We start from the raw sequence: 11333 nt of genomic DNA, 5'->3' as shown, positions 1-11333 counted from the left end.
TGCCCGGGTCAGGCCCGGGCATGGCGCGGCGGCCAGCATGATGCGGGGCGCGTCAGAACTTCACTGCAGGCGGCCGCTCGGCGCCGGCCGTGGCGGTGAACGTTTCCATCGGCTTGGCACCCCAGAAGAGCTTCGCCCAGATCACCCCCGGGAAGGTCCGGATCTCGGTGTTGAAGGCCTGCACCGCCTGAATGTAGTCGCGCCGCGCGACTGCGACGCGATTCTCCGTGCCTTCGAGCTGGGACTGCAGGGCGAGGAAATTCTGGTTCGACTTCAGCTCCGGATAGCGCTCGACCGTGACCAGGAGGCGCCCGAGCGCGCCGGTGAGCTGATTCTGCGCGTCCTGATATTCCTTGAACTTCGCGGGATCGTTGATGGTCGACGCATCGACCTTGACCTGCGTCGCCTTGGCGCGGGCCTCGATGACCGCCGTCAGCACGTCGCGTTCCTGCGCGGCATAGCCCTTCACCGTCTCGACGAGGTTGGGAATGAGGTCGGCCCGGCGCTGATACTGATTCTGCACCTCGGACCAGGCCGCCTTCGCCTTTTCCTCCAGCGTCGGCACGTTGTTGTAGCCGCAACCAGCGAGCGCAATGCCGATGAGACCCAGGACGAGCCAGCCTAGCGGGCGGCGAAGATTCGCGGAGAACGACATGCCCAAAACCCCTTTTGGCAACGTCACGACGGTTCGATTCGGAACTCTACCTGTCGCCGCGCTTCGGTCCAAGCTGGCAGGCCGCGACGAATAGCCTATTCTGCCGCCGTCCTCGGAGATGAGCCATGCGCCTGCCCCTCCTGCTCCCCCTGACTGCAGCCCTGCTGACAGCGCAGATCGCTTCCGCCCAGACGCTCGCGGCGCCTCCCGAGGCAGCAACCGGGCGCAGCGCCAAGACGCTGGGCACGGCTCAGCGCTTCATGGCCGCCGCCGCCAATCCGCTCGCGGCCGCTGCCGGGCGCGACATCCTGCGAGCCGGCGGCAGCGCCACGGACGCTGCCATCGCCGTCCAGCTCGTGCTCAATCTGGTCGAGCCCCAGAGCTCCGGCATCGGCGGCGGCGCCTTTTTCGTCCATTGGGACGAAGCTGCCCGCAAGGTTACGACACTGGACGGGCGCGAAACGGCGCCGGCCGCGGCGAAGCCCGACCGCTTCGTCAGGGACGGCAAGCCGATGCCGTTCCGCGACGCCGTCATCGGAGGCCGTTCCGTCGGCGTGCCCGGCACGTTGAAATTGCTTGAGGAGGCACATCGCCGCTGGGGCAAGCTGCCGTGGCCCGACGTCGTCGCACCGGCATTGAAGCTGGCGGAGGAGGGTTTCGCGATCTCCCCGCGCCTCAACGGCCTGCTTGCCGGCGAACGTGACCTGCCGAAGAATGAACTGGCGGCCGCCTATTTCTACGAGCCGGACGGCAAGCCGAAAGCGGTCGGCACCATCCTGAAGAATCCGGCCTTCGCGGCGACCCTGCGCAGCGTTGCCGCCCAGGGCGCGAAGGCGTTCTACGAGGGTCCGGTCGCCGAGGACGTCGTCGCGACCGTCACGGGACACCCCACCAACCCCGGCGACATGACGCTCGGCGATCTCGCCGCCTACAAGGTCGAGGAGCGCGAGCCGGTGTGCGGTGGCTATCGCATCTGGCGCCTCTGCGGCATGGGTCCGCCGAGTTCCGGTGCCGTCGCGCTCCAGCAGATCCTGGGCGTGCTGGAAGGTCAGGATCTGCGCCGCATGGGTCCAGGCGCAGAGGCCGCGCACTGGTTCAGCGAGGCGGGGCGCCTCGCCTTCGCCGACCGGGCGCTCTACCTGGCCGACCCGGCCTTCATCAGCGTGCCCGTGCGTGGCCTCATCGACCGGGACTACATCCGTTCGCGTGCCGGCCTCGTCAGCCCCGATCGCTCGATGGGCAAGGCCAAGGCCGGCGATCCGCCGCACCGGCGCGCCCAGCTTCTCGCCCCTTCGGACGGCATCGAGAACGGCACCAGCCACATCTCGGTGGTCGATGCCGACGGCAATGCCGTCGCGATGACCACGACGATCGAGGACGGCTTCGGATCACGTCTGATGACGAAAGGCGGCTTCCTGCTCAACAACGAGCTCACCGACTTCAACTTCGCGCCGGAGGAGGACGGCAAACCGGTCGCCAACCGCGTCGAGCCGGGCAAGCGCCCGCGCTCCTCGATGGCGCCGACACTCGTCTTCGACGCCTTCGGCCGGCTCTATGCCGTCGTCGGCTCGCCCGGCGGCAGCCAGATCATCGGCTATGTCGGGAAGACGCTGGTCGCCCTGCTGGACTGGAGGATGGATCCGCAGCAGGCGGTCGATTTCGGTAATTTCGGCAGCCGTAACGGCCCGACCGAGCTGGAGAAGGGCACCGAGGCCGAAGACTGGAAGGCCGCGCTGGAGGCGAAGGGCCACGAGGTCCGGTTGCTGGAAATGACCTCCGGCACCCAGGCCATCGTCAAGACGCCGGAAGGCTTGCTCGGCGGCGCCGACGGACGGCGCGAGGGCGTCGCGATCGGGGACTGAGTTCGGTTACGGCTGAGCCGGCCTCTCGCCGCCGGCTCCGCGCCCGGCGATCAGCCAGTAGACGAAGCCTGTCGCCGCACCGACCAGGAAGAGCCCGGAGATGATCTGGATCTCGGCCGAGCTCGGCGCGCGCGACAGCCTGAGCATCGCGAGCGGCAGCAGCGCTGCAAGCAGCCCGGTCAGCCCGCTCTGCAGCAGGCCGCTGCGTAGCCGGAACAGCTCGCTGCCGACGGCGACCAGCACGACCGGCGCGACGATGATCGCCATTCCCAGGCGGCCGATGAGGGCGAACGCCGCCTGCGCAGCCGGCGCCGGATCGATGCCGCTCTCGGCGAGGCCGAACAGGATGTCGAGAAGACGCTCGATCCCCCCACCGATCAGCAGTGCCACGGCCGGCGAGGCGACGCTCGCCATGGCCAGGAAGAAGAGCCCCGCGCCCATCGCCACCAGGCAGGCGAACGGAATCAGCAGAATCCAGCGCAGCAAGGCTTACTCCGCGGCGACAGCGGGAGCTGCAGCCTGCGCCTCGTCAAGCATCAGGCGGGCGCGGGCGGAAAGCTTCTCGGTCTCGCTCTTGAGCTGGCCGCAGGCAGCCAGGATGTCGCGTCCGCGCGGCGTACGCACGGGCGAAGCATAACCCGCGCGGAAGACGATCTCGGAGAAGCGCTCGATCCGGTCCCAGTCGGAGCACTCGTATTTCGTGCCGGGCCAGGGATTGAACGGGATCAGGTTGATCTTGGCCGGGATGCCCTTGAGCAGCCGCACCAGCTCGCGCGCCTCGGCGTCGGAATCGTTCACGCCCTTCAGCATGACGTATTCGAACGTGATCCGTTTTGCGTTCGACAAGCCCGGGTAGTTCCGGCAGGCCTCGAGCAGGTCCTTGATCGGATACTTCTTGTTGAGCGGCACCAGCTCGTTGCGCAGCTCGTCGCGCACGGCATGGAGCGAGATCGCCAGCATCGTGCCCATCTCCTCGCCGAGCGGGCCGATCTGCGGCACGACGCCCGAGGTCGAGACGGTGATGCGCCGGCGCCCGAGCGACAGGCCCTGATCGTCGGTGATCACGCCGATCGCATCCCGCACGCCGTCGAAATTGTAAAGCGGCTCGCCCATGCCCATGAAGACGATGTTCGAGACGAAGCGCCCGCCATCATTCGGCACGAAGGCGCCTTCCGGTGGCTGGCGGTTCGGGAAATCACCGAGCCGGTCTCGCGCCACCATCAGCTGCGCGACGATCTCCTCGGTCTTGAGGTTGCGCACCAGGCGCTGCGTACCGGTATGGCAGAAGGTGCAGGTCAGCGTGCAGCCGACCTGGCTGGAGACGCACAGCGTGCCGCGATCGACCTCGGGGATGTAGACGCATTCGATCTCCGCCCCGCGGTCATGCGGGCCGGTCGAAGGCATGCGCATCAGCCATTTGCGGGTGCCATCAGTCGAAACCTGCTCGGCGGTGACGGTCGGCAGGTCGAGCGAAAAACGCTCGGCCAGCTGTCCGCGCAGCCCCTTGCTGATCGTCGTCATCGCGTCGAATTCGCGCACGCCGTAATGGTAGATCCAGTTCCAGAGCTGGCCGACGCGCATGCGACGCTCCTTCTCGGGAACGCCGATCTCGGCAAGCGCCTCGGAGAGGCCGGCGCGGGTGCGCCCCACAAGCGAGAGGCGTCGCAAAACGGTTTCGGCCGCCGAAGCGGCGGTAGCGGAGACGGACACTATCATCGGAGCTCTGTCGTCGCCCATACGGGAAGGCGCGGGATTTCGCCGCTCCCCTAGCACAAAACCCGGAAAACCGGAAATCCCGTCGAATCCGAACCCGGCATGCGCGCGTTGCGTGCCGCCGGCTGACTTACTTGCAGGCGTCCTCGGCGCGCTTCACGATCTGGCTGATGCCCGCGAGCGAGTACTTGTCGGCGGTCGGGTTGCCGCGCTTCGACGTCGCCTTGATCTCCAGCCCGGAGCCGCGGCGCATCGCGTCGAGCATGCGCGTCTCCTCGGCCGGGTTCTTGAGCCACATGTTCTGGCCCTTGGCGACCAGCGCGAAGCGATCATTGCCGATGACAGCCTGATGCTCGACGCCTTCCTTGACGTCGAAATTCATCACGAAGCTGATCTCGTTGCGCACGCCCTCGCCCGGCCGGCTGGAGACGAAGAGCATGCCCTCGACGTCCTTGAGATTCGCCGGCATGCGGCTCTCCGGCTTGGCCAGCGCGTAGCAGACCTTGGAACGGCCCTGCTGGGACGAGAAGGCCTGCCACTTGCCCGCCGTCTCCAGCAGCATCGCCTGTCCCTGGCCGGGGCTTGCGGCAGGCGTGGCTGCAGCCGTCGCGGCAGGCTTCGGCTTGGCCGGGGCAGCCTCGGCCGGCAGAGTGGCCAGGGCAAGCGATCCAGCAGCCAGGCCGAGCGCGGCGGCGATGCGGAAACGAGCGGCGTCGCGGGTGCGGAAGAAGGACTTGATCATGGACCGCCATCAGTCACTAAAAAACTTAATACCGCGTTTACCACGTGCTGAAGGAGCGGATCGCGCGGGACGGCGGAGTAGAGTGTCACGATCCTGGCGAAAATACGAACGGTGCCGCGGCCTGGCCGTTCCCCGCGCCAGCGAGCCATGGCACAGTTCGACGGCAAGAATTGCAACGGTGGATCGGCGATGAAGGCCCTGCTCTGCGAACATCACGGACCGGCCGAGGAACTCGTGATCCGCGACCTGTCGGACCCGCAGCCAGGACCGGGCGAGGTCGTCATCGCCGTGAAGGCGGCGGCCCTCAACTTCTTCGACACGCTGATCATCAAGGGGCGCTACCAGAGCAAGCCGGCCTTCCCCTTTTCTCCCTCCGCCGAATGCGCCGGCACCATCGCCGCTCTCGGCGAGGGCGTCACCGGCTGGCAGATCGGGGAGCGGGTCGCGGCCTGGCTCGGCTTCGGTGCCGCCCGCGAGAAGGTCGCGGCGCCGGTCGAAGCCCTGGTGCGGGTGCCGGACCGGCTCGACGATGCCCAGGCAGCCAGCCTCTTCGTGACCTATGGCACCGCGATGCACGGGCTGATCCAGCGCGCGCATCTCAAGGCCGGCGAAACTCTTGCTATCCTCGGCGCTTCCGGCGGGGCAGGGCTGGCGGCCGTGGAGATCGGCGCGCTGCTCGGCGCGCATGTCGTCGCCTGCGCATCCTCGCCCGACAAGCTCGCGCTGGCCCGCGAGCACGGGGCCCAGGAGGAGGTCGACTATGCGCAGAACGACATCCGTGCCGCCCTGAAGAAGCTCACCGATGGGCGCGGGGTCGATGTCCTCTACGACACGGTGGGCGGCGAACTGGCCGAGCCGGCCCTGCGGTCGATGGCCTGGGAAGGGCGCTATCTCGTCGTCGGCTTCGCCGGCGGCGAGATCCCGAAGATTCCGCTCAACCTGCTTCTGCTCAAGGGCTGCGACCTGCGCGGCGTCTTCTGGGGCGAGTTCGTTGCGCGAGAGCCCGCCGCGCATCGCCGCAACATGGAGCGCCTCGTGGAATGGGCGGCAGGCGGCCACATCCGCGCCCATGTCCATGCCACCTTCCCGCTGGAGCGCTGGACGGAAGCCTATGCGTTGATCGGAGACCGGAAGGCCAAGGGCAAGATCGTCCTGACGCCGTGACGGAGCCCCGGCATCGACCCGAAAAGCGGAATCCGCCTTTCGGATCGAATTGATGCGATGGCGACAAGCCCTACAGCTGCGCAAGCGCCTTCTTCGCCCGCTCCCGATGCTCGATCGTAATCGAGCCGGCGACGGCGGCGATCGCAGCCGCGATCACCGCAGCATCGTCGGTGAAGCCGAGCAACGGCATGATGTCGGGAATGGCATCCACCGGCAGCACGAAATAACCGAGTGCTGCGAGCAGCGTCATCCGCACACGCCGCGGCGTCGCCGGATCGCGCGCGCAGAACCACGCGGCCAGCAGATCCTCGGCAAACGGAATTCGTTTCGCTACGTGCTTGAGCCGGACCATGAAATCGGACCCGAACTTCGCCTCGTCGCACAGGCTCTTGCGGATCGCCTCCATCTCCTCGCGGCTGAAGCTAGCGCTGAACCCTTCGCTCATTCCTGTCTCGCTCCTTCGCGTCCCGATGACGCCAATGATCGCTCGCCTGAATGCGGCGCGCCATGTCGAAAGATGGCCCCGTCGCAATCCTGCACAAGAGGCCGGCAGGAAAACCCGCTTGGAGCGACAGGAAACGCCCTCTAAACCGGCTCCAGAACCAGACCGGACGGGAAGCGCACCATGAAGCTCGATTCCTCCCTCGCCGCCATCGTCACCGGCGGCGCCTCAGGCCTCGGCGAGGCAACGGCCCGCATGCTCGCCGACCAGGGCGTGAAGGTCACGCTGCTCGACCTCAATGCGGAGCGGGGCGAGGCGATCGCCAAGGAAATCGGCGGCGTCTTCGCCCAGTGCGACGTCACCAGCGAGGCCTCGGTCGACGAAGCTTTGGCCAAGGCCCGTGCCGCCCATGGCGTAGCCCGCATCATCGTCAACTGCGCGGGCATCGCGCCGGGCCGTCGCGTCGTCTCGAAGAAGCGCGACACGGGCGAACTCGTCGCCCACGACATGGCAACCTTCGAGAAGGCGGTCGCGATCAACCTCGTCGGCACCTTCCGCGTCATCGCCAAATCCGCCGCCTCCCTGGCTGGCCTCGATCCGATCACGGCGGACGGCGGCCGCGGCGTCATCATCTGCACGGCCTCGGTCGCCGCCGAGGACGGCCAGATCGGCCAGGCCGCCTATGCCGCATCGAAGGCCGGCGTCGCGGGCATGACGCTGCCGATCGCCCGCGATCTTGCCTCGGTCGGCATTCGCATCGTCACAATTATGCCTGGCCTGTTCGAGACGCCGATGTTCGACGGCCTGCCGGACGACGCCAAGGCTTCGCTTGCCGTCTCGGTGCCGCATCCCTCCCGCCTCGGCCGCCCCGCCGAATACGCCGCGCTCGCCCGCAGCATCATCGAGAACGACATGCTGAACGGCACGTCGATCCGCCTGGACGGTGCGATCCGCCTCGCGCCGAAATAGGCTTCAGACGATGCGGTAGACCTCGCCGGCGCTGCGATCCCGGTAGAGGTCCACGCGCTCGCCATTCCAGTGATAGTCGAGATGCCGGCCCTGAACCGGGTGGCTTGCCCCGTCGGGATAGAAGAGCCCGACGCATTCGCCGCCGGTGCAGCGGACGCTTGGATAGACCACGCCGGCAGAGCCAAGGTCGCGCAGCCGGCCCCCCAGTGCCTGGCCAGACGAATAATCGGCCGGATCGAGCAGCACCGCGGCTTCGGATCCGAGCGCCCGGACGTCATGCAGCGCCGTGTCGACGTCCAGCACGATCTCGCGGAACTGCGAGCTCCAGCCGGAAGGCTGCGCTGTCGCGAGCATGAAACGGGCATGGTGATGGATCGTCTCGAGCAACGCGACCTCGAAGCGATCCCCGGCATAGAGCACGCCGAAGCTGCCCTCGCTGAAACGGCTTGGACGGTCGAGGCTGACATGGGTGAAGGGCGCCATCAGCCAGGTCGCGCCGGGGCCCGACACGCGCCGGTCGACCGGCACCAGGTCGAGATTGCCGATCGTCTCCATCAGCCGCGGATTGGTCTTCTGTTCGGCCGCGATCAGTAGCGGCCAGTCCGCGGGATCGGCGATGTCCTCGAACAGGTCGATCGGGGGAAAGATGCTGCGGATGATCCGCACCGCCCCGCGCCACTCGATCTCTGTGACCATCAGGCTCGCCGGATCGATCACCAGGCGCCCCGTTCTGCGTCGAGCAGGCGGCGCACCCGCATCAGGTCGGTGAGTTCGCCGCCAAGCATGACCTCCAGCGCCGATTTGCCGCCGAATTCCGTGTTGGCGCGCTTGATCCAATCATAGCCCCGCTGCGGCTCGACAAAGATCAGCCGGAGCGCCTTGTGGATGCCCATGAGGTTCGAGAGCCGCGCCTTGCCGTCCCGCGAGATTCGACCGATCTCGCCCGCTTTCCAGCGACGGTAGCTGCGGACGGGCAGGTCTATCAGAACCGCCGCGTCCTCGTCGGTGACGCGCCAGAGCCGAAACAGGTTCACAATGGCGCGGAACATGGCAGCCGCCTCCTCATCCGTGATCGGATCGGGAGCGAAATCGCGCTGGGCCGTCTCCACGCGCAGCAGGCCTGCCATGGCATTGTTCTCCATTTGGCATAAAATGGATACAAAGATGCCAAATGGCAAGGGCAGCGATTGCGTGCTAGTCCTCGTTCTTGGCCGGCTTGATCTCGTGCTTCAGGATCAACGGCGTCTGCGCCAGCGCAAAGGCCATGGTCAGCGGCATCACGCCCCAGACTTTGAACGCGACCCAGAAATCCTGCGTCTGCGTGCGCCAGACCACCTCGTTGATCACTGCCAGCACGAAGAAGAACAGCCCCCAGCGGAAGGTCAGCTTGCGCCAGCCTTCCTCGTCGAGCTGCAGCACCGTCTCCAGCACCAGCGCGAGCAGCGACCGGCCGAAGAGCAGCCCCCCGAGCAGCACCGAGCCGAACAGCGCGTTCACGATGGTCGGCTTGACCTTTATGAAGAAGGCATCGTCCAGCGCCAGCGTCAGCCCGCCGAAGACCGTGACGACGATCGCGTTCACGATCGCCATGCGCGGCAGATAGCCCATGAGAACCCGCGACAGCGCCAAGGCCACCAGCGAGGCGACGATGAAGATGCCGGTGGCGACGAAGATGCGCCGGTCCTCGGCCACGCCGAACAGCCGGTCGCCATAGGAGTTCGCGAAGAAGAAGATCGCGAGCGGGCCGAATTCCAGCGCGAGCTTGAGCAAGGGGCTGACCGCCTTGCCCTTGGCCGCCTGGACCGGCACCTGCTGAGTGGTTTCGCTCACGCCGCCTCTCCCAATCCCGCCACGGCGCGAGCAAAGTCGCGCGCCGAGAACGGCTCCAGATCGTCGACGCTCTCGCCGACTCCGATGAAATGCACGGGCAGGCCGAACTGCGCCGCGAGCGCGACCAGAATGCCGCCGCGCGCCGTCCCGTCGAGCTTCGTCATCACCAGCCCGGTCACGCCGGCAGTCTCGCGGAAGGCCTCGACCTGGCTGATCGCGTTCTGGCCGACAGTGGCGTCGAGCACGAGCAGCGCCGCATGCGGAGCGCCCGGATCCTGCTTGCGGATCACGCGCACGACCTTGGCAAGCTCGTCCATCAGACCCTGCTTGTTCTGCAGCCGGCCGGCCGTGTCGACGAGCAGCACGTCGGTGCCGTTGGCCTTGGCCTTCTGCAGCGCCTCGAAGGCGAGCCCCGCGGCGTCGGCGCCCTGCTGGCCGAAGACGACCTCGGCGCCGGTGCGCTCGCCCCAGACCCGCAATTGCTCGATCGCTGCGGCGCGGAAGGTATCGCCGGCAGCGAGCATCACGGATTTGCCCTCTGCACGGAACTTCGCCGCGAGCTTGCCGATCGTGGTGGTCTTGCCGGAGCCATTGACCCCGACCATCAGCAGCACGAACGGCTTTTTCGTGGCGTCGATCGCAAGCGGCTGCGCCACCGGCAGGAGGATCGTCTCGACCTCGCGCGCCAGGATCGCCTTCACTTCGCCGGGCTCGATCTGCTTGTCGTAACGGCCTTCGCCGACCGCCTTGGCGATGCGGGCCGAGGTCGCGAGGCCGAGATCGGCCTGGATCAGGATATCCTCGAGATCCTCGAGCGTGCCGGCATCGAGCTTGCGCTTGGTGAAGAGGTCGGTGATCCCCGTCGTCAGCGCCGAGGAGGTGCGCGAGAGGCCTTCCGTCAGGCGCCGCCACCAGCTCCGCTTCGGCTGCGGGGCGGCAATGGGGGCTAGCTCGGGAGCGAGGGCAGGCTCGGGTTGCGGCGCTGCGGCAATCTCCGGCTCAGGCTCCGCCTCGACCGCAGACGCGGCCTCTGCGGCCGGGACAGGCGGAGGCGCAGGTTCGGCAACCGGCGCCTCGACGGCAGGCGCTTCCGCCTCAGGGGCCGGCGGAGGAGCAATCACTTCAGCTTCCGGCTTCGGCTCCTCGAGCGGCTCGACGGTCTGCTCGGTCACCGCCTCCGGGGCGGGCGCCGGCTTGGCCGGCTCCTCATCGCGCCCGAACAGCCTCGAAAAGAAGCCGCGTTTCTTCGGTTCGGTCTCGCTCATCGCCATCCTGTCTTCGGTTCGGCGGCCATCTTTGGTTGCGCCGCCGGGCCGGCTTCGCTAGCGCAATGCCATGGCAAGGCCGGACCGACCAGAAAATTCGCAAGCCCCGGGGCAAATCGACACCGAGCTGCCGGTGCCGCTGCTCTACCGCGACGCCATGATGCTCGTCATCGACAAGCCGGCCGGCCTGCCCGTCCATCGCGGCCCGCAGGCGAAGCGCCAGGAGATGCCCGTCCTGACCGACTATCTCGATGCGCTGCGCTTCGGCCTGCCACGGCGACCGGAAGCAGCCCACCGCCTCGACAAGGACACCTCCGGCTGCCTCATCCTCGGCCGGCATCCCCGCGCCATGGCCGAGCTCAACCAGATGTTTCGCGACGGCCGGATCGGCAAGACCTACTGGGCCATCGTCCAGGGCGAACCTGCCGGAGATGAAGGGCTGATCGACCTGCCGCTCGGCCGTCGCTCGCCCGAGCGCGGCTGGTGGATGAAGGTCGACCCCGCCGGCCTGCCCTCGCAGACGCGATACCGGGTGCTGGGGCGCGGACGCGACGAAACCGGCCCGATCGCCTGGCTCGCCATGGAGCCGCTGACCGGCCGGACACATCAGCTGCGCGTGCATTGCCAGGCCTCCGGCTGGCCCATGCTCGGTGACGAAATCTACGGCACCGCGCCGCGAGAGGGCGGCCCA

The 11333-nt window shown here is 67.6% G+C and carries 13 protein-coding genes; 4 read left to right on the top strand and 9 right to left on the bottom strand.

Going from position 1 to position 11333, the window contains the following annotated elements; all coding sequences use genetic code 11:
• Nucleotides 1–52: 52 nt before the first annotated feature.
• The gene (locus tag ACIPIA_RS03850) at nt 53–655 is read right to left on the bottom strand and encodes a LemA family protein (RefSeq protein WP_400506842.1); all 603 of its coding nucleotides are present in this window, start codon (nt 653–655) and stop codon (nt 53–55) included.
• Between the two features lie 125 nt (nt 656–780).
• Between ACIPIA_RS03850 and ggt the strand changes: the two genes are divergently transcribed.
• Nucleotides 781–2517, top strand: a complete 1737-nt coding sequence (ggt, locus tag ACIPIA_RS03845) for a gamma-glutamyltransferase (protein ID WP_400506840.1) — start codon at nt 781–783, stop codon at nt 2515–2517.
• 6 nt (nt 2518–2523) lie between these two features.
• On the opposite strand, the gene ACIPIA_RS03840 is transcribed toward ggt, so the two are convergent.
• From ACIPIA_RS03840 to ACIPIA_RS03830, 3 genes are all read right to left on the bottom strand, one after another.
• Nucleotides 2524–3003, bottom strand: coding sequence for a hypothetical protein (locus ACIPIA_RS03840; protein ID WP_400506838.1), 480 nt, complete (start codon nt 3001–3003; stop codon nt 2524–2526).
• A gap of 3 nt (nt 3004–3006) precedes the next feature.
• The gene (rlmN, locus tag ACIPIA_RS03835) at nt 3007–4233 is read right to left on the bottom strand and encodes a dual-specificity RNA methyltransferase RlmN (RefSeq protein WP_400506836.1); all 1227 of its coding nucleotides are present in this window, start codon (nt 4231–4233) and stop codon (nt 3007–3009) included.
• A gap of 127 nt (nt 4234–4360) precedes the next feature.
• Nucleotides 4361–4972, bottom strand: a complete 612-nt coding sequence (locus ACIPIA_RS03830) for a hypothetical protein (protein ID WP_400506834.1) — start codon at nt 4970–4972, stop codon at nt 4361–4363.
• Between the two features lie 189 nt (nt 4973–5161).
• Here ACIPIA_RS03830 and ACIPIA_RS03825 point away from each other — a divergent pair, with 189 nt between their 5' ends.
• Nucleotides 5162–6136 (top strand): NADPH:quinone oxidoreductase family protein, encoded by a 975-nt coding sequence (locus tag ACIPIA_RS03825; RefSeq protein WP_400506845.1) that lies wholly within the window; start codon nt 5162–5164, stop codon nt 6134–6136.
• 70 nt (nt 6137–6206) lie between these two features.
• Here the strand turns inward: ACIPIA_RS03825 and ACIPIA_RS03820 are convergent, their stop codons facing one another.
• Complete coding sequence (locus ACIPIA_RS03820; protein WP_400506833.1) at nt 6207–6581, bottom strand: YkvA family protein; 375 nt, start codon at nt 6579–6581, stop codon at nt 6207–6209.
• 180 nt (nt 6582–6761) lie between these two features.
• Here ACIPIA_RS03820 and ACIPIA_RS03815 point away from each other — a divergent pair, with 180 nt between their 5' ends.
• The gene (locus ACIPIA_RS03815; RefSeq protein ID WP_400506831.1) at nt 6762–7547 is read left to right on the top strand and encodes an SDR family NAD(P)-dependent oxidoreductase; all 786 of its coding nucleotides are present in this window, start codon (nt 6762–6764) and stop codon (nt 7545–7547) included.
• 3 nt (nt 7548–7550) lie between these two features.
• Here the strand turns inward: ACIPIA_RS03815 and ACIPIA_RS03810 are convergent, their stop codons facing one another.
• Genes ACIPIA_RS03810 through ftsY form a run of 4 tightly spaced genes read right to left on the bottom strand, consistent with a single transcriptional unit; the run spans nt 7551 to nt 10642 of the window.
• Nucleotides 7551–8243 (bottom strand): RES family NAD+ phosphorylase, encoded by a 693-nt coding sequence (locus tag ACIPIA_RS03810; protein WP_400506829.1) that lies wholly within the window; start codon nt 8241–8243, stop codon nt 7551–7553.
• Nucleotides 8244–8260: 17 nt separating this feature from the next.
• A complete protein-coding gene (locus ACIPIA_RS03805; RefSeq protein WP_400506827.1) occupies nt 8261–8725 on the bottom strand; it encodes an MbcA/ParS/Xre antitoxin family protein in 465 nt (154 codons plus the stop codon).
• A gap of 16 nt (nt 8726–8741) precedes the next feature.
• On the bottom strand, nt 8742–9377 hold the full coding sequence (locus tag ACIPIA_RS03800) for a septation protein A (protein WP_400506825.1): 636 nt from the start codon (nt 9375–9377) through the stop codon (nt 8742–8744).
• On the bottom strand, nt 9374–10642 hold the full coding sequence (gene ftsY / locus ACIPIA_RS03795; protein WP_400506823.1) for a signal recognition particle-docking protein FtsY: 1269 nt from the start codon (nt 10640–10642) through the stop codon (nt 9374–9376). Before ftsY ends, ACIPIA_RS03800 begins: the two co-directional genes overlap by 4 nt.
• Nucleotides 10643–10799: 157 nt before the next feature.
• On the opposite strand from ftsY, the gene ACIPIA_RS03790 reads away from it, so the two are divergent.
• Nucleotides 10800–11333: RluA family pseudouridine synthase (locus tag ACIPIA_RS03790; RefSeq protein ID WP_400506843.1), on the top strand; the 534-nt coding region annotated here is incomplete at its 3' end.

The organism is Allobosea sp. CER48 (assembly GCF_044752385.1).
In the GTDB taxonomy this organism is placed as follows: Bacteria; Pseudomonadota; Alphaproteobacteria; order Rhizobiales; family Beijerinckiaceae; genus Allobosea.
Note: the sequence above shows the minus strand (reverse complement) of the source record. Positions and strands in the feature narration are given on the sequence as shown.

What these genes read in the sequence shown, in the direction of transcription:
- ACIPIA_RS03850 (WP_400506842.1), bottom strand. Translation starts at nt 655, where the DNA reads ATGTCGTTCTCCGCGAATCTTCGCCGCCCGCTAGGCTGGCTCGTCCTG.
- ggt (WP_400506840.1), top strand. Translation starts at nt 781, where the DNA reads ATGCGCCTGCCCCTCCTGCTCCCCCTGACTGCAGCCCTGCTGACAGCG.
- rlmN (WP_400506836.1), bottom strand. Translation starts at nt 4,233, where the DNA reads ATGATAGTGTCCGTCTCCGCTACCGCCGCTTCGGCGGCCGAAACCGTT.
- ACIPIA_RS03830 (WP_400506834.1), bottom strand. Translation starts at nt 4,972, where the DNA reads ATGATCAAGTCCTTCTTCCGCACCCGCGACGCCGCTCGTTTCCGCATC.
- ACIPIA_RS03825 (WP_400506845.1), top strand. Translation starts at nt 5,162, where the DNA reads ATGAAGGCCCTGCTCTGCGAACATCACGGACCGGCCGAGGAACTCGTG.
- ACIPIA_RS03820 (WP_400506833.1), bottom strand. Translation starts at nt 6,581, where the DNA reads ATGAGCGAAGGGTTCAGCGCTAGCTTCAGCCGCGAGGAGATGGAGGCG.
- ACIPIA_RS03815 (WP_400506831.1), top strand. Translation starts at nt 6,762, where the DNA reads ATGAAGCTCGATTCCTCCCTCGCCGCCATCGTCACCGGCGGCGCCTCA.
- ACIPIA_RS03810 (WP_400506829.1), bottom strand. Translation starts at nt 8,243, where the DNA reads ATGGTCACAGAGATCGAGTGGCGCGGGGCGGTGCGGATCATCCGCAGC.
- ftsY (WP_400506823.1), bottom strand. Translation starts at nt 10,642, where the DNA reads ATGAGCGAGACCGAACCGAAGAAACGCGGCTTCTTTTCGAGGCTGTTC.